This window comes from Paenibacillus sp. BSR1-1 (genome assembly GCF_030403775.1).
GTDB lineage: Bacteria > Bacillota > Bacilli > Bacillales > Cytobacillaceae > Neobacillus.
Genome location: NZ_JAQMWQ010000001.1, coordinates 374,085 through 392,331, shown reverse-complemented (window position 1 = coordinate 392,331; position 18,247 = coordinate 374,085). Strand labels below are relative to the sequence as shown.

The following is an 18,247-nucleotide window of genomic DNA, read 5'->3' as shown; positions in this document are numbered from 1 at the left end:
GGTTAGTCTCGTTTTTCTTTTGCTATCGGCAATGTTATTTCAACCGTAGTGCCTATTTTTTCTGTGCTGGTTATCTCGATTGTCCCACCGAAAGAGTTAATGATTCGTTTGCAGATAACGAGGCCAAGACCAGTCCCCGTTTCTTTGGAGGTATAAAACGGACGAAATATTTTTTCTAATTCAGCCTTCGGAATTCCCTTACCATTATCAATGATCTCAATTTTGCAAACATCTGCCAAGGTGTGTAGGATAATTTCAAGCTTCCCGGTGCTTTCAAAGGATTCTAAGGCATTTTTAGTAATATTTAAGATTACCTGTTTAATTTGGTCTTTTACACATTTTACAATCACCGGCTGCTCTGAAATATGCCATACACACTCTACATTATGAGAATTTGCTTCAGATACTATTAATGGACTCAGTTCATGAAGGATTTCATTTATATTTACATTATCGGTAAGCTGTGCCGTCGGCTTACCTAAGATTAAAAACTCGCTGACGATTTCATTAATTCGTTTGAGCTCAGAATTAATCACATGAAAATAATAGCGGTCATCGGGTTCCGTATATTTTTCGCTTAGTAGTTGTATTAGCCCTTTAACTCCTGTAAGCGGATTCCGGATTTCATGTGCAGTACTAGCAGCCAATGTACCCACTAATTCAAGCTTCTGAAGCTCATTTTGTTTTCTTTCTCTACCGGTATGAATTCGTAACAAGATATATTTGATTAGTATGAAGAGAATATGTGTGATGATAAGAATGAAAAATAAATTTTCACCCATTTCATTGACAATCTGTGTTCCATCTCGGTCGGCCATTTTCACTTTTATGCTCCAAGGCAAACGATCCATTGGTGTAGTGATCCAGTTTGTTTCATCTATCATATCTTTTCGCTTCACATTAATTTCAAGAAGGGGATTTTCGGCCCCATTTACAACATAAAGTTTGGTATCCGGAGTAAGAACCTTCATCAAGTTCCTCATATAATCAATCCTAAGGTCAGCAACAAGAATGGCCTTTAAATTGTGATCTTCATCAAGAACTGGTGTTGCCAGCCCAATGACTCTCTGGTTATTTTTAAGGATTTCCTCATGTTCAGAAATAACAATATCCTTCGTTTTGATTACTTCTTGGATAAAGTGTAATTTGGAAAAATCAGTTTCAATTCTCAATGGAACCGTACTTGATAAGACTTTTCCAGTTGTATCAAGTAAGTAGAGTCCACCATACCTTGGATCGTTTTGGTTCACTTTATTGAGGAGCGGTTCCATTTTCTGTGGTGTGAGCAGACTATCTTCAGCCGAAAGCGACAATATGTTTAAACTAGTCACGGTTTCGCTAATGAATTGGTCCCAGTTTTTCTGGTAAATAGAGGAAATCCAACTAGCATCCTTTTTTCTGCTGCTATCAATTTCTTTTAATATATTATTATAAAAATATATACATAAAAGAAAAACAGGTATAATTACAACGATTATATAAGTAAGTAAATTGCTTTTGCGAATTTTCATGAATGTACCTCAAATAATTCAGATATCTTTCTTAACAAAATCATTATACCATTAAAAGGGAATTTGACAGTACCTCAAAAATTTTTTATAATAATTTTGAAATCGAGATAATTTAAAAGGATGATTTTCTATGGAAAACGATTCAGTTTCTACTTCATTAAAATTATTTATTGTTCTTTCAAGAGCTTATAAAGCTATAAATGAGCATGTTAATAAGGTTATACAAGCCAATGGTTTAAATCCAACAGAATTTGCTGTTTTAGAGCTTCTTTATCATAAAGGCGATCAGCCTATGCAGCAAATCGGCGGGAAAATTCTACTTGCCAGCGGAAGCATTACCTATGTGGTGGATAAACTTGAACAAAAAGGATTGCTGAAAAGAATTGCTTGTCCAACGGACAGACGTGTCACGTATGCACAAATAACAGATGAAGGGAAAAAATTTATTCAAGATATTTTTCCTGAGCATGCACAGCAAATTGATAAGCTTATGTCCAGTCTTTCTGGTGAAGAGAAGCTTCAAGCAATTGAACTCTTGAAAAAATTAGGAATCCCTGCAGGGAAATTTTAATACGGCTATTGCCGTATTTTTTTTATATAAAGGAATATTATTGAATAGTGTCGAATTGATTAATGCTCGAAAAAAGAACAAAGGGGTTGTTTCAATGAGTTTTGAAAATTATACATATGTTCGCCCGAATTTAGAAGAAGTAACAGCAAAATTTGATACTGTGCTGGAACGCTTTAAAAATGCTGCATCGGTCGAAGACCAACTCAAGGAAATGAATAATATTAATCAATTAAGAAATGACCTGGGAACGATGTTCAATCTTTGTTATATCCGCCATTCGATTGATACGGATGACGAATTCTATAAGGCAGAACAGGATTATATGGATGAAATTCAGCCTGAGGTTGAAGGTTTGGTATCCAAGTATTATCAATCATTAGTGGATTCCAAATTCCGCGTAGTGCTTGAAGAAAAACTTGGTAAGCAGCTTTTTGCACTTGCTGAAGGCCAGCTTAAGACTTTTAAACCAGAAATTGTTTCACTGCTTCAGAGGGAAAACCGACTTTCAACTGAATATACGAAGCTGATTGCTTCTGCAAAAATTGTTTTTGATGGGGAAGAGAGAACACTTGCCCAGCTGGAGCCATTTACTCAGGTTACAGACCGGGAGACGAGGAAACAGGCTAATGAAGCGAAATTTAATTTTTTAGCTGAACATGAAGCAGAATTAGACCGCATTTTTGATGATCTTGTAAAGGTAAGGACAGAAATTGCCCAATCACTTGGCTATAAGAACTTTGTTGAACTTGGTTATTATCGAATGATGAGAACTGATTATAACTCGGAGATGGTTGCAAAATTCCGTGATCAAGTGAAAGATTTTATTGTTCCAATCGCTACTAAATTGAAAAAAAGACAGCAGGAACGTCTTGGTCTTGATCAATTAAAATATTATGATGAGAATTTCATTTATCAAACAGGAAATGCAACTCCAAAGGGAAGCCCGGAATGGATTATCGCAAACGGGCAAAAAATGTATGAAGACCTTTCGATAGAAACAGGAGAATTTTTCAGCTTTATGCAGGAAAATAATTTAATGGACCTTGTTGCCAAGAAAGGGAAAGCAGGCGGGGGCTATTGCACGTATATAGAAAATTATAAGGCGCCGTTTATCTTTTCTAATTTCAATGGGACCTCCGGGGATATTGATGTTCTAACACATGAAGCCGGCCATGCTTTTCAGGTTTATTCAAGCCGTCATTTTGAAATACCTGAGTATTATTGGCCAACCTATGAAGCTTGTGAAATTCATTCGATGAGTATGGAATTTTTCACCTGGCCGTGGATGGAGCTATTTTTTAAAGAAGATACAGATAAGTACAAGTTTTCTCATTTAAGTGACGCATTATTATTCCTGCCATATGGTGTGTCTGTGGATGAATTCCAGCATTGGGTATATGAAAATCCAACTGCTTCACCAGAGGAAAGGAAGCAGGCATGGCGGGAAATTGAGAAAAAATATACGCCGCATAAAGATTATGATGGTAATGATTATTTAGAAAAGGGCGGCTTCTGGCAGCGTCAGAGTCATATTTATAATTCACCTTTCTATTATATCGATTATACTTTGGCACAAATTTGTGCTTTCCAATTCTGGAAGCGTTCTAGAGAAAATCAAGAAGAAGCCTGGGAGGATTATGTAAACCTTTGTAAGCTTGGCGGAAGCATGTCTTTTACAAAGCTTGTCAAGGCTGCTCATTTAATTTCTCCATTTGAAGACGGCTGCGTTGAATCTGTCGTTAGTGAGATTGAAAAATGGTTAAATTCTATTGAAGATAAAAAGCTGTAATTTCACATGACAAAAGCGAAGCCGTGTTAGGGCTTCGCTTTTTGTATTATGAACCTGCAGCCACTGTCGACACAACCCGTAATTCCTCGTCTTCCATTACTGCCATTAACTTTTTCGCATCAGGCTGTTCAAGAATATAATCTGCAATTTTATCCTCGAGCTGTTCTTGAATGACCCGACGAAGTGGACGAGCGCCAAAAGTAGGATGATAGCCCAACTCAGCTAATTTTTCTTTAACTTCAGTGGTAATTGTTATTTCCATGTCTTGTTCTTTTAGTGTTTCTTGTAATTCATTAATCATTAGGTCAACGATAGTCAGTATGTGTTGTCTTCCCAATGAATTAAATTCAATGATCCCGTCAAAACGATTCAAGAATTCAGGCTTAAAGAAGCTTCCAAGTGAATCAAGAATACTTGCCTCTTCAACAGCTTCATTTGTACCAAAGCCGACATGAACCGTTTTGTGGCCGACTCCGGCATTACTTGTCATAATAATTACTGTGTCTTTAAAGCTTACAATTCTGCCCTGACTGTCTGTTAAACGGCCGTCCTCAAGAATTTGCAGGAACATATGCTGGACATCAGGATGCGCTTTTTCGATTTCATCCAATAAAATGATACTATACGGATTTCTGCGAACCTTTTCGGTGAGTTGTCCTGCCTCATCATGACCTACATAACCAGGCGGTGAACCAATTAATTTTGAGACACTGTGTTTTTCCATGTATTCACTCATGTCAAGACGGATCATCGAATCCTTCATGCCGAATAATTCCTCGGCTAGTGTTTTGGTTAATTCTGTTTTACCTACTCCAGTTGGACCGACAAATAGGAAAGAGCCAATTGGGCGATGTTTTGACTTTAAGCCAGCACGGCTGCGTCTAATAGCTTTTGCTACCTTTTGAACCGCTTTTTCTTGGCCTATGACTTTTTGATTCAAGTTTTCTTCTAATTTTTTCATCTTAAGTTGTTCATTTTCATGAAGATTTCCAATAGGAATACCTGTTTTTTGTTCGATGATTTCCTGGATATGTGAAACAGTGACAACGGGTCTTTCTGTAACCGCTGCTGTATTTAATGCCTTTTCTAGTTTTGCTTCTTCATCACGAAGCATGGCTGCTGTTTCATAATCTTCATTTTTTAAAGCATGATCTTTCTTAGCAGCAATCTCTTTTAGACGTGCTTCAATTTGGTCGTTGCTTTTGTAATCAGAAGCAAGATTTAATTTTGAACCGGCTTCATCCATTAAATCAATCGCTTTATCAGGTAAAAAGCGTTCTTGAATATAGCGCTGAGATAATTGGACACAAGCATGGATTGCTTCATTAGTATAGGTTACTTCATGATAGTCTTCGTATTTCTTTTGGATTCCTTTTAGGATTTCAATAGCGGCTTCTTTATCAGGCTCAAGAACATGGACTGGCTGAAGGCGGCGCTCTAATGCGGAATCCTTTTCAATTTGACGATATTCTTTTAATGTTGTAGCACCGACCACTTGCAGTTCACCTCGGGCAAGAGCAGGCTTTAATATGTTGCCAGCATCCATTGATCCTTCAGCAGAACCAGCGCCAACAAGCAGATGTATTTCATCAATAAACAGGATAATATTTTTTCTTTCTTGCAATTCTGTAATTAACTGTTTCATTCGTTCCTCGAATTGACCACGAATACCTGTATTTGCTACAAGGGAAGCGACATCAAGTAAATAAACCTCTTTATTTTGTAACTTTCCTGGTACATTACCCTCGGCAATCTTAAGGGCAAGACCTTCAGCTATGGCCGTTTTACCAACACCGGGTTCCCCGATTAATACAGGATTATTTTTATTTCTTCTGTTTAAAATTTCAATCACGCGTTTCACTTCATCATTACGGCCGATTACTGGGTCAATTAAACCGGCTTTAGCCATTTGCGTTAAATTTCTGCCAAATTGATCAATAAAACCGTCATGTTTTCTTGTACTTTGGTTCGAAATTTGACCATTTGAGTTTGCATTTTGTGAGAAGTTTTTTGCTGTAAACAAATCTTCAAACGAGAAACCAGGGAAAGCATTCATATTCGGCCCAAAGGTTCCAATTGCTTTTTTCTCAGTTGCATAACATTCGTGACAGAGCTTCATATCCCTGCGTTGTCCATTAATATTTAGAGATAATTGTACGTTTGCGTTGTTTTGTTTGCATCGTTGACAAAGCATAAGTAATAACCTCCTTGTTATTTAACCTTTATCAATTTGACTTTGACTATCTTTGACCTTATGACCATAGTATACTCTGACCATTTTTGACTTTCAAGATGTTTGCTTATAGTAAATCTTAGCAAGTAGGAAAAAGCTCGTCTTAGTTCGTCCCTCCATACATATATTGGTGATAAGGGGGGAATGGTGTGAAGCGGAATTGGGCAGCAGCCTTTCAAATAGCAGCAGTCTATGTGGGGACTGTTGTTGGTGCAGGTTTCGCCACAGGAAAAGAAATCGTAGAATTTTTTTCTCGATTTGGTTTCTTTGGCTTTATAAGTATATTAATGAGCGGGTATTTGTTTGTCGCAATAGGTTCAAAGTTGATGCGGATGGCGGCACAAATTCAGGCAAAATCATATGAGGAGTTTAATGAGTACTTGTTTGGCAAATGGCCAAGCAGGCTTCTCAATGTCTTTATGCTCTTTATGTTGCTTGGGGTAACTGCGGTAATGCTTGCAGGTGCAGGGGCTGTATTTGAGGAGCAGTTGGGCCTTTCAAAAGCAGCAGGAGTATTTCTGACCATATTTCTTTCCATTATCGTTATGTTGGTTGGAACAAAGGGCCTCTTTGCGGTTAATACTTTCGTCGTTCCGTTAATGATTTCATTTAGCTTAATTTTAATGGTTTTCTCAATACGAATGCCCCACTTTTTGGGTCAATTTTTATTCATCCCTCATGCCGACGATGGGTGGAAGATTGTTGTGGCCCCATTTTCGTATGTGGCATTAAATTTAGGTCTGGCTCAGGCTGTTTTAGTGCCTATAGCAACCGAGATAAAAGATGATTGGACTATAAAATGGGGAGGAATACTCGGAGGGCTTGCTCTGACAATTATATTGATTGCCAGCCATTTCACGTTGATAATGCTGCCAAACTTGGAATTGTATGACATTCCGATGGCGGTAATTATGAAAAATTTAGCCCCATTTTTATATTGGATTTATGTAATGGTCATCTATGGAGAAATTTTTTCTTCCGTTATCGGAAATGTTTTCGGCCTTGATCGTCAGCTGAAGCAATATAAAGTAATACCAACAATAGTATCTGTTTCAGCTATTTTTGTTGTCTCATACCTCATAAGTCTAGTAAATTACAGTACACTTCTTTCGTATTTATATCCATTGTTTGGTTATATTTGTATGACCTTCTTTGTATTACTTTGGATGAAGCCATTTACTGCCGATGAAAGAAAATAGACAGCTATTCTACACTGAATAGCTGTCTTCCTATTGGAGGGGGAAAATAATGAATATCATTATATCAAAAATGATATGGGATACAATGACCAGTGGCATGCTTTTTTTCCAAAAATATAAGCAGCCCCACACAAATCCAGATATAAATGCGGCAAATACTAATAAAAAGGACCCTGAATAAATATGTACCGAGGCATATAATAAAGAGGCAGTTAAAATACTGGCAATCGCTCCTAAATGCTTCGATAATCTTTTTTGAACAAATCCACGCCAGAAAAATTCTTCGCCTGGTGCTGCGACGAAAACCAAGGCCAGATACTGCCAAAATAATGAAGGGGCAAACCATTTATAGAGTTTATTCAATCCTTTTTTAAAAGGAAGATGTAAGAAGTCAAGGGTGTGATACCCCAGCCAAAAAACAACATATAATAGAAGCCCGGAGATGGCCCCAAAAAAGATATATTTAATAAAGGATGCTTTATCATCAACATCTCCTTGAAACATTGCATAAACAATTAATATTAGTAAAGACCCAGAAAAGATATACCAAAATATGGCTTTATCGTGGAAAGAAAAGAGAATAAGTAAATGGGCGATTAATATTCCAATCACGAGGCGCATATCCAGGAAGATGTTCTTAATCATAGTTAACTCCTTTGAACTTCAATAAATTTATTATCATTAAACATTTTATCCAATTCCATTAATAAGAACATAAAAAATTGAAAAAAATAATTAAGAAAGGAGTGAGAGATATGAGTAAATCGCAAAGTCAGCAAGAGAGGGAATGGACTGTTAGAAAACAGGATCAAAATCCTCACGGAAAAGTAAAGTCATTAAAACAATTATCGAAAGAAACAGGGCAGAGTAAATAGTGCAAAAAAGAAAAGGCAGTGGGTAGACTGCCTTTTCTTCTAAACTATCAAATTAAAAAGCGCTTTCTTTTACAACTTTATAATTTTTATGATTGACAACAGTACGTTGGTCCAATTCTAAATCACGGTAATTATCCATATATGTTAGGTCGACTATAACAGAATTTTCATTTACTTTTTCGACTATACCTTGTAAGCCACCACGGAATTCAATAATATTCCCTACTTCTGCTTTCTTCATTTAGTCTCTCTCCTTTGCCTAAAAGCGTTATATGAAATCCATTTAAATAACAGTTTGCACTACTTTACTTCATTCGTAAAGCCCTTTATTTGACAATTTCGTTAATTCTTTGTAAGTATTTGATTATATGTAAGAAAATTTGAAAAAATAATAGAAAACGCTCTCAATTTTGACTTAATCAAATCCAGATAAGATAAAATAGATACAGATAAAGGTGGTGTATTTTGAATGAGTGATGAAATGATTACTGAAATTTTAGATCGCTTGATGACAGGAGATTTGTCTGAATACTATGTCAAAAATGAGGATTTTATGGAATTTCGCCAAGTCCTTGTAAAACGGAAAGATTTTAAACATTTCCGCGGCATTGGTCAAAGAGGCGGCGATGTTTTATATCAATATTTAAAAGAACCAAGAAGTTAAGTTAAACAGGAGATTCAAACAATACAGAGATTTTTTAGGGGAGACAGGGATGGCTTTAACTGAAAAAATAGTTCAATTAAAAAATGAAATCAGCAAAGTGATTGTTGGAAAGGATATGGAGGTAGAATTAATGGCCATATCTTTATTATTTAATGGGCATATTTTACTTGAAAGTGTGCCTGGGACTGGTAAAACACTGCTTGCTAAGAGTTTCGCTACTGCAATTGGCGGGGAATTTTCACGAATTCAATTTACCCCGGATGTTTTACCGAGTGATGTAACTGGGATTCAATTTTTCAATCCGAAGGTGCAAGAGTTTGAATTGCGGCCTGGCCCAATAAAGGCAAATATCGTCTTAGCGGATGAAATAAATCGGGCAACGCCAAGAACACAGTCCAGTTTATTAGAAGTAATGGAAGAGAGACAAGTAACAATCGATGGTGAAACGGTCCCATTACCGGAACCCTTTATGGTCATTGCTACACAAAATCCAGTCGAATCACAACAAGGAACCTTTGCATTGCCAGTAGCACAAATGGATCGGTTCCTTATCAAAATAAAAATTGGTTATCCTGTCTATGAAGATGAAAAAAGAATCATGCAAATTCATCGGGGCGATAAGAAAATAAATGCTATTGAACAAGTTTTTTCGAATGAAGAAATAAAAGAATTAAAGGATTCCATTAATAAAATCCATTTATCAACTGAAATGGAGGATTATTTGCTTAAAATTATTCGAAAAACGAGAGAGAATAATAGTATTGAACTAGGCGTGAGTCCAAGAGGAACTTTAGCCTTAATGAGGGCATCACAGGGAAAAGCATTGTTGAACGGCCGTGCCTACGTTACCCCTGAGGATGTGAAACAAGTCGCACCATATGTGCTGGGTCATCGGATTTACTTGTCTATTGAAGGGTCATTAACCGAAACACCTGAAACTATTATTGCGGAAATTCTTGATTCAACTCCTGTTCCAGTTGAAGCGGGGGCTAATGGATGATTTGGAACAAGTATTTAGTGGAAGAACGGAAGGTTCTGGGTATAAACGGGGCAGCCATTTTATTAATCTTTGTAAGCCTTTATATGCATTCAAAATTAGTTTTATATTTAGCAGTCTTTTTTTTAGCTGTCAGCATTACAAATCAGCTTTATTTAAAAAGAATTGGGGAAGGGGTTTCAATAGATAATATAACCCAAAAAAAACGCCTTTTCGTTAATGGAAAGAGCGAATGGACAATAACCATTCAAAACGGAGGGTTTCCCATTTTAAAAGGGGAGTTAAAGGTTTTCTTCGATCACTTTGTTGCACCGGAGAGCAGCCAGATCGAATCCAATCTTTTTATGTATGAAATTTCTGTCCCTTTTTCGATTTACACGCAGAAGACCAAACAAATTAGAATCCCATATACGGCGAAAATGAGAGGTATAGCAAAAATTCGCAAACTTGAAATACATATACCCAGCCTTTTTGGTTTTGGGGAAACCGTCTTGGAATCCAAGCATTTTCTAAAACAGCTGGCCATTGTATATCCGGAACCATTACCAGTAAAGGGCTTAACTGAGCAAATTTCAATTTTTCAAGGGACAAATGCTGTACCTCACTCCCTTTATGAGGACCGCCTCGGCCCGGTCGGAACAAGGGACTATGTACAAGCAGACAGCTTTAACAAGGTCCATTGGAAAGCCAGTGCTAAAAGCCAAACGTTACAAACTAAAATCTATGAAACCATCTCGGAAATAGGTTGGAATATAGCCTTAAATGTTTCCAATGGTCATTCTATTACTGGCAGCCTTGAAAAATTGATAAGTGGTTTAACGGAGTTTGCCTATTATGCCTATAAAAGGAATATCCCCTATTCCTTATGCGTTAACGTTCGAACGGCTGGAAACACCCCTTTCCTATATCTTGCAAAAGGAGCAGGTAAAGAGCATTTGCAAATGGTATTAGAAACACTTTCCTCGATTAATCTGCAAAATACTAGCATGCCATATGATCAAATGCTTTCGTTCTTTAAAAACCATCTCCCGGAACAACCATTCTTTATCCATGCAGGAATACGGAAGGATACAACGAATAAATTATTATTTGATATGGGCAAAAGAGGGATCCGATTGTTTGAACTATTTATTGAGGATGAACAAGGTGTTGTTCTAAGAGGATTGGAAAATCGGAATGAGAGAAGGCTCTCTATATGATCAATCGTGTATTGGCTATTTCTTATCATTTTACGTTGGAATTAATATTTGGAATGCTTTTAGTATTTTTATACTTTATTAATAAACAAGAGTTACCTCCAATGTTCTTTTTGTTTCCAATCTGTTTAGGAGGCTTATTCCTTTTTATTATTCTCCTGCATCAATACCAAAATAAAGGAAAATGGATATATTTTTTAACGGTTTTTCCATTATTGTTAATCGCCGGTTCTCAAATAGGCCAGCCTATTTCTTTATGGATGTTTATTGGTGTGTTAATTTTTTGGCGCGGGATTATCTTATATGATGATTTTTCTAGTCATTCAGATGTTCTTATGTTGCTCCTGTCATTTTTTATGGGAATTGCTGCTATATTCTATTCAGCAATGAGCCACTATATTTATCAAAATCAAATTATCATTCTACTTATTGTTAAGGTTTTTTTAGTGCTTGCTGCTAATTTTTTTAAGAAATGGAATGCGATTCAGGGGGATAAAACGAGGTTTGCAGTATATTATTTAAAAATTCTCGCGGGGCTTTCTTTAGTAGGGCTTATATTTACTTTTTTACTGAAATATATCGAAAAGGCTTACTTTGGTATTTTGCAATTATTCATTTTTGTGTTCAGCAAAATAGCTGAACCCTTGTTAAATTTGTTCCAATATCTTTTTAGTTTAAATGAAAATAAAGAGTATAAACCAAATAGTAAAGGAACCGAAATCGAGCTTGATTCAGGCAAATATAATGAGCAGTCATTTGGAGTGACAGAAAATATATTGTATCTCATCTTGATATTAGTTTTAATAGGGTTTATTGTTTATCTCCTTTATAAAAGAAAATTAAAATTACAAACTTTTTCAGGAAGTCAATTTAATAAAGTAGAAGTGTCGGAAGGTATATTTTCGGGAAAGCTGACATCTTTTTTACGCAAAAAGGAAAAACCGCCAGAGGATAGTATAAGAAAGGAAATATTTGAATTAGAGATTTTTGCCCAAAAGCTTCAGTTAGGAAGATTTCCTTTTGAAAACTTACAGGAATGGTTTAATAGAATGGGCATAACAGAATTAAATGAAACAATCGATATCTATGAGAGAGTCCGATATGGGGGGCTTTTATCTTCAATGGATGACCAAAACATGATAAAAAAAGATGTTCAACGCATAAAGCAGAAACTGAAAGAAATCCATAAAAATAGGCAGAAAGCCTAATAAAGAGCCGGAGGCAATGAATCAGAATATATCACCTGCTTCTGTTATAATATTTAGTGAATGCGCTTTCTAGGGGGAAATATGAATGGAGAAGTATATTTTATCTTTAGACCAAGGAACAACCAGCTCTCGAGCCATTCTTTTTAATAAAAGCGGGGAAATTGTCCATACTGCACAAAAGGAATTTACGCAGCATTTTCCGAAACCAGGCTGGGTTGAGCATAATGCAAATGAAATCTGGGGTACCATTTTATCAGTCATTGCCGTGGTGCTATCGGAATCGGGCATAAAAGCAGACCAAATTGCAGGGATTGGAATCACTAACCAAAGAGAAACAACCGTAGTTTGGGATAAAGAAACAGGTATTCCAGTGTACAATGCCATTGTTTGGCAGTCAAGACAAACTAGCGAAATTTGTGATGCTCTCAAAGATAAAGGCTATGATCCTCTATTTCGTGAAAAAACAGGATTACTGATTGATGCTTACTTTTCTGGGACAAAAGTGAAATGGATTTTGGATCATGTAGAAGGCGCGCGCGCGAAAGCAGATCAGGGAAAACTATTGTTTGGTACGATTGATACTTGGTTAATATGGAAGCTTTCAGGGGGACGTTCCCATATCACTGATTATTCAAATGCTTCCCGGACATTAATGTTTAATATTCATGAGCTTAAATGGGATGAAGAATTATTAGAAATCCTGGGCGTACCAAAATCAATGCTCCCTGACGTTCGTCCTTCGTCAGAAATATATGCTAATACTATAGATTATCATTTCTTTGGCAAGGAAGTGCCTATTGCTGGTGCTGCTGGCGATCAGCAGGCGGCATTATTCGGTCAGGCATGTTTTGAAAAAGGGATGGCGAAAAATACTTATGGCACTGGGTGCTTTATGCTAATGAATACTGGTGAAAAAGCAGTCCGATCGGAACATGGATTACTTACAACGATTGCCTGGGGTTTTAATGGTAAGATTGAATACGCATTAGAGGGCAGCATCTTCGTTGCGGGTTCAGCAATTCAATGGCTTCGTGACGGCTTAAGATTGTTTAAGGACGCGAAGGACAGTGAAGGATATGCAGAAAAAGTTGAATCTACAGATGGTGTATATGTTGTTCCCGCCTTTGTCGGATTGGGTACACCATACTGGGATAGTGAGGTTCGCGGGGCTGTTTTTGGTTTAACACGTGGAACTTCAAAGGAACATTTCGTACGGGCAACGCTAGAATCACTAGCCTATCAAACAAAAGATGTTTTATCTGCTATGGAGGCCGATTCTCGTATTGACCTGAAAACACTACGAGTCGATGGCGGGGCAGTCAAAAATAATTTCTTAATGAATTTCCAAAGTGATATTTTAAATGTCCCAGTTGAAAGACCTATTATTAATGAAACAACTGCTTTGGGCGCTGCCTATTTAGCGGGGCTGGCCGTAGGATATTGGAAAAACCAAGAAGAAATTTCAAAGCAATGGGCGATAGAGTGGCAATTTAATCCAACAATGACCGAAGAAACCCGCTCTAAGTTGTATGAAGGCTGGAAAAAGGCAGTTAAAGCGGCAATCGCTTTTAAATAAAACTCATAGAGACCTCAAAAAACCTATCTTAAAGGGAATGGTTTTTGGGGTCTCTTTTTATTTCACCTTATAGCCTTGTTGCATAATTAATAATATGGCTCTTTTTTAGGAGGTATTTCAAATGAAATTTTCAAATTTATTTCGTTACGGAATTGTTAACAAGCTAAAAAACGACCAATTTGACGTTTTAATTATCGGCGGGGGAATCACAGGTGCTGGAATTGCCTTTGTTGCTGCGGTCCGCGGGATGAGTACAGCACTTGTTGAAATGCAGGATTTTGCGGCTGGGACTTCAAGCAGATCGACTAAATTAGTCCATGGCGGACTTCGTTATTTAAAACAGTTCGAAGTGAAAATGGTAGCCGAGGTTGGAAAAGAGAGGGCTATTCTTTTTGAAAATGGTCCGCACGAACAACACCAGAATGGATGCTGCTTCCAATGCACACAGGAGGAACCTTCGGTAAATTTAGTACTTCCATTGGGTTAGGGATATATGACTTTTTGGTCGGTGTGAAGAAATCCGAACGGCGCACAATGCTATCCAAAGAAGAGATGTTAGCAAAGGAACCTCTAGTGAAAAAAGATGGTTTATTAGGAGCGGGTTATTATGTGGAATACCGTACAGATGATGCCCGTTTAACGATTGAAGTCATGAAGGCGGCTGTCGAAAAAGGAGCAATCGCATTAAATTATACAAAAGCAAAAAAACTTATTTACGAAAATGACAGAGTGGTTGGTATTCTTGCCGAAGATCAGTTAACGGGAGAAGTCTATGAGGTACGTGCGAAAAAGATTGTTAATGCCGCAGGCCCGTGGGTTGATACGATTCGTGAATTGGACAAATCAAAAAAAGGAAAAACTCTAGCTATCCAAAGGGGTCCATTTAGTCATCGACCAATCTCGATTTCCTTTGAAGCAAGCCATTTATTTTGATACTCAAGATGGACGAATGGTTTTTGCTATCCCACGGGACCAAAAAACTTATGTAGGAACAACAGATACCTTTTACAATGAAGATGCGCTTAATCCTGCCATGACAGTTAGTGATAAAATTATATTATTAGTGCAATTAATTATATGTTCCCCGATGTTCAAATTACGGAAAAAGACATTGAGTCCAGCTGGGCAGGGGATCGGCCGCTTATTTACGAAGAAGGGAAAGACCCTTCAGAAATTTCCCGGAAGGATGAAATTTGGGAGTCCCATTCGGGTTTAATTACCATTGCGGGAGGTAAATTAACAGGATATCGAAAAATGGCAGAAACCATTGTTGATTTACTGGCAGAAAAATTCCGAATTGAAGAAAATCGAAGCTTTCCTTCGTCACAAACGAAATATTTACCGATTTCAGGCGGTAACGTAGGGGGAGCAAAGAAATTCGCTGAGAAGAAGCAGGATTAACCCATAAGGAAGCAGAACAGTTAGCAAAGATGTACGGCTCAAACATAAATTCTATTTACGAACTATTAAAAAAGAACAAGGAAGATTTACTAAAATATAAACTGCCAATAGATATTTTTGCCAAATTGGCTTATGCAATTGAGGACGAGATGGCAGCAACACCAATTGATTTTTTTAATCGGAGAACCAGCGCAATGTTATTTAATATTAGATTAGTCGAGATTTGGAAAAACCAAGTAATCGATTATATGGCAGACAAATTTTCCTGGACAGAGGACCAAAAGAAAAAATATCAAATCTCTTTAGATGATTCATTAAGAAATACCGCTATTCCTGTTGACGAGCAAGAAGAATATCCACATGCAGTAAATGGAAATAAATCATGAAAGCTGTTTAGTAAGACAGCTTTTTATGTCTTTTTTATGAAATTTGAAAAAAAAATTAAATTGTCATTTATTAATGCGCTTACATCATAATTTATAAGTTGTCTGTATTGTTTGAACATGGTATTCTAGCAATTGTATTAATATTTATTAACTATAAATGAGGCTTAAAGCTTACATACTTAAGCTCCTTTTAGGGGAAAATATTACAGGTCTATTTGTAAGAAAAATGACTAAAAGGACTATATTGTAAACGTTATTATAAGCATCATTTTACTACATTTAAACTAAAAGGAGTTTGATTTTAAATGGCAGAAAAACAATTTAAAGTAACAGCAGAAACAGGAATCCATGCAAGACCGGCAACACTTTTAGTGCAAACTGCAAGCAGATTTGATTCAGAAATCAATTTAGAATACAAGGGCAAAACTGTTAATTTAAAATCAATTATGGGCGTTATGTCCTTAGGAATTGGTCAAGGGTCAGACATTAAAATTTCAGCAGAGGGCTCAGACGCTGCAGATGCTCTAAATAGCCTTGAAGAAACATTGAAAAAAGAAGGATTGGCTGAATAATGACTTTTTTAAATGGAATTGCTGCATCAAACGGTATTGCAATTGCAAAAGCATACCGACTGGTTGAACCGGATTTGAATTTTGAGAACAAAACAATTGACAATCCCACTGCTGAGGTTGAACGATTCCGTCAGGCTATGTCTAAATCTAAGTCTGAACTAGAAGCGATTCGGGACCGGGCAAAGGTAGACCTTGGTGAAGATAAGGCTGCAATCTTTGAAGCGCATTTACTTGTCCTAAGTGATCCTGAGCTTAATGCACCAATCGAGGATAAAATTCAGTCTGCAAAAGTAAATGCAGAGTCTGCTCTTAAAGAAACAGCAGATATGTTCGTTATGATGTTTGAACAAATGGATAATGAATACATGAAGGAACGTGCTGCTGATATCCGGGACGTAACAAAACGTGTATTGGCGCATTTACTAGGAGTTCACTTGGTGAATCCGAGCATGATTGCCGAAGAAGTTATTATTGTCGCAGAAGATTTAACACCGTCTGATACGGCACAATTGAATCGACAATTTGTCAAAGGTTTTACAACTAATATTGGCGGCCGTACATCCCATTCCGCGATTATGGCTCGGTCGATGGAAATTCCTGCTGTGGTTGGTACAAAAACTGCTACTGAGGAAATTAATAATGGCGATTTAGTTATTGTCGATGGACTCAAAGGGGAAGTACATATTAACCCAACACCTGAGCTTGTTGCTGAATACCGAAAAACACATGAAGATTATGAAGTTCAAAAAGCGGAATGGGCCAAACTTGTCAATGAGCCGACCGTTTCTGCTGATGGTCAGCACGTTGAACTCGCTGCAAATATCGGAACTCCCAATGATTTAAAAGGAGTAATTGAAAATGGCGGCGAAGGTGTAGGATTATACAGAACCGAATTCCTTTACATGGGCAGGGAACAGCTTCCAACTGAGGAAGAGCAGTTTGAAGCGTATAAAGCTGTTTTAGAGGGTATGGCTGGTAAACCCGTGGTTGTTCGAACCTTAGATATCGGCGGGGATAAAGAACTGCCTTATTTAGAGTTACCAAAGGAAATGAATCCTTTCTTAGGATTCCGTGCGATTCGTTTATGTTTGGAAGAACAAGGGATTTTCCGCACCCAACTTCGAGCTCTTTTAAGAGCAAGCAGCTTTGGAAACCTCAAGATTATGTTCCCGATGATTGCTACATTGGATGAATTCCGTGAAGCAAAGGCAATTCTTGAAGATGAGAAACAAAAGCTTGTTTCTGAAGGTCACAAAGTAGCAGATAAGATTGAGCTTGGGATTATGGTAGAGATTCCATCTACTGCAGTACTAGCTGATCAATTTGCAAAGGAAGTTGACTTCTTCAGTATCGGAACAAACGATTTAATCCAATATACGATGGCTGCAGACCGCATGAACCAGCGGGTTTCTTACCTATATCAGCCTTATAGTCCATCAATTTTACGCTTAGTAAAAATGGTCATTGATGCTGCGCACGCTGAAGGAAAATGGGCAGGTATGTGCGGCGAAATGGCAGGCGACGAAACCGCAATACCTGTTTTATTAGGTCTTGGACTTGATGAATTCTCAATGAGTGCTACCTCTATATTAAAGGCTCGCTCTCTCATTAAGAATTTAAAGAAAACTGACATGGAAAAGCTTGCAAGTGAAGTTTTAAACATGCAAACAACCAGTCAGGTAATTGATGCTGTAAATGCGGCAACAAAATAATAAAAAGAACCGACTTTAAATAGTCGGTTTTTTTTTTTGTGTGTAAATTTTACTATTCTTTTATTCATATTATTATGTCCATTTTGTGAAATATTTGGTATAATTATAGTTAGAAAGACCTGAATTACATAAGTAAATAACTAAAAAATGCAAATGCTAAAAAGTGAGGAATTAGTGGAGGTGAAAGGAATTATGGAACAAAAACCTGTACATTACGATGGCAGTTCTCTAACAAGTCAGGCAGCAAATGAGTCAGTGGTAAATGAACCATTCCTAATGACTGATGAAATGAGAAAAAGCATTGGTCGCAATCCTTATTCACTAGATACAAACGAATAATAAAAGAGTTGGAAAAGG

The 18,247-nt window shown here is 37.1% G+C and carries 16 protein-coding genes and 1 pseudogene; 13 read left to right on the top strand and 4 right to left on the bottom strand.

The genetic code is table 11. The features are described 5' to 3' along the window. Positions 1-2: 2 nt before the first annotated feature. Complete coding sequence (locus PH210_RS01930; protein ID WP_289982521.1) at positions 3-1,511, bottom strand: ATP-binding protein; 1,509 nt, start codon at positions 1,509-1,511, stop codon at positions 3-5. A gap of 130 nt (positions 1,512-1,641) precedes the next feature. Between PH210_RS01930 and PH210_RS01925 the strand changes: the two genes are divergently transcribed. Both PH210_RS01925 and PH210_RS01920 read left to right on the top strand, forming a co-directional pair. Further along, on the top strand, positions 1,642-2,082 hold the full coding sequence (locus tag PH210_RS01925; RefSeq protein WP_289982519.1) for a MarR family winged helix-turn-helix transcriptional regulator: 441 nt from the start codon (positions 1,642-1,644) through the stop codon (positions 2,080-2,082). 94 nt (positions 2,083-2,176) lie between these two features. Next, positions 2,177-3,871, top strand: a complete 1,695-nt coding sequence (locus tag PH210_RS01920; RefSeq protein ID WP_289982518.1) for a M3 family oligoendopeptidase — start codon at positions 2,177-2,179, stop codon at positions 3,869-3,871. Between the two features lie 46 nt (positions 3,872-3,917). Here the strand turns inward: PH210_RS01920 and PH210_RS01915 are convergent, their stop codons facing one another. After that, positions 3,918-6,065, bottom strand: a complete 2,148-nt coding sequence (locus PH210_RS01915; protein WP_289982516.1) for an ATP-dependent Clp protease ATP-binding subunit — start codon at positions 6,063-6,065, stop codon at positions 3,918-3,920. 188 nt (positions 6,066-6,253) lie between these two features. Here PH210_RS01915 and PH210_RS01910 point away from each other — a divergent pair, with 188 nt between their 5' ends. Further along, entirely contained in the window at positions 6,254-7,303 is a 1,050-nt protein-coding gene (locus tag PH210_RS01910; RefSeq protein ID WP_289982514.1) for a YkvI family membrane protein, read from the top strand. A 30-nt stretch (positions 7,304-7,333) separates the two neighbouring features. Here PH210_RS01910 and PH210_RS01905 read toward each other — a convergent pair whose 3' ends face one another. Continuing rightward, entirely contained in the window at positions 7,334-7,948 is a 615-nt protein-coding gene (locus PH210_RS01905) for a CPBP family intramembrane glutamic endopeptidase (RefSeq protein WP_354669940.1), read from the bottom strand. A gap of 110 nt (positions 7,949-8,058) precedes the next feature. On the opposite strand from PH210_RS01905, the gene PH210_RS01900 reads away from it, so the two are divergent. Next, positions 8,059-8,178, top strand: coding sequence for a DUF6254 family protein (locus PH210_RS01900; protein ID WP_223595145.1), 120 nt, complete (start codon positions 8,059-8,061; stop codon positions 8,176-8,178). A 52-nt stretch (positions 8,179-8,230) separates the two neighbouring features. On the opposite strand, the gene PH210_RS01895 is transcribed toward PH210_RS01900, so the two are convergent. Further along, on the bottom strand, positions 8,231-8,419 hold the full coding sequence (locus tag PH210_RS01895; RefSeq protein WP_289982512.1) for a YkvS family protein: 189 nt from the start codon (positions 8,417-8,419) through the stop codon (positions 8,231-8,233). Positions 8,420-8,647: 228 nt separating this feature from the next. Here PH210_RS01895 and ykzS point away from each other — a divergent pair, with 228 nt between their 5' ends. From ykzS to PH210_RS01850, 9 genes and pseudogenes are all read left to right on the top strand, one after another. Continuing rightward, complete coding sequence (gene ykzS, locus PH210_RS01890) at positions 8,648-8,842, top strand: protein YkzS (RefSeq protein WP_289982511.1); 195 nt, start codon at positions 8,648-8,650, stop codon at positions 8,840-8,842. Positions 8,843-8,891: 49 nt separating this feature from the next. Then, positions 8,892-9,842 carry an AAA family ATPase gene (locus PH210_RS01885; protein ID WP_289982510.1) on the top strand — a complete coding sequence of 317 codons (951 nt, stop codon included), beginning with the start codon at positions 8,892-8,894 and terminating at the stop codon, positions 9,840-9,842. Further along, entirely contained in the window at positions 9,839-11,038 is a 1,200-nt protein-coding gene (locus PH210_RS01880; RefSeq protein WP_289982509.1) for a DUF58 domain-containing protein, read from the top strand. Before PH210_RS01885 ends, PH210_RS01880 begins: the two co-directional genes overlap by 4 nt. A 269-nt stretch (positions 11,039-11,307) precedes the next feature. Beyond that, positions 11,308-12,243 carry a hypothetical protein gene (locus PH210_RS01875; protein WP_289982508.1) on the top strand — a complete coding sequence of 312 codons (936 nt, stop codon included), beginning with the start codon at positions 11,308-11,310 and terminating at the stop codon, positions 12,241-12,243. A gap of 85 nt (positions 12,244-12,328) precedes the next feature. Next, the gene (gene glpK / locus PH210_RS01870; protein ID WP_289982507.1) at positions 12,329-13,819 is read left to right on the top strand and encodes a glycerol kinase GlpK; all 1,491 of its coding nucleotides are present in this window, start codon (positions 12,329-12,331) and stop codon (positions 13,817-13,819) included. 121 nt (positions 13,820-13,940) lie between these two features. Further along, a pseudogene (locus PH210_RS01865) lies at positions 13,941-15,606 on the top strand (glycerol-3-phosphate dehydrogenase/oxidase). Between the two features lie 305 nt (positions 15,607-15,911). Further along, a complete protein-coding gene (locus PH210_RS01860; RefSeq protein WP_223595154.1) occupies positions 15,912-16,178 on the top strand; it encodes a phosphocarrier protein HPr in 267 nt (88 codons plus the stop codon). Next, positions 16,178-17,890, top strand: coding sequence for a phosphoenolpyruvate--protein phosphotransferase (gene ptsP / locus PH210_RS01855; RefSeq protein WP_289982504.1), 1,713 nt, complete (start codon positions 16,178-16,180; stop codon positions 17,888-17,890). The genes PH210_RS01860 and ptsP overlap by 1 nt, the downstream gene beginning before the upstream one ends. 174 nt (positions 17,891-18,064) lie before the next feature. After that, positions 18,065-18,229 carry a hypothetical protein gene (locus tag PH210_RS01850; protein WP_289982502.1) on the top strand — a complete coding sequence of 55 codons (165 nt, stop codon included), beginning with the start codon at positions 18,065-18,067 and terminating at the stop codon, positions 18,227-18,229. The last annotated feature ends 18 nt before the right edge of the window (positions 18,230-18,247 follow it).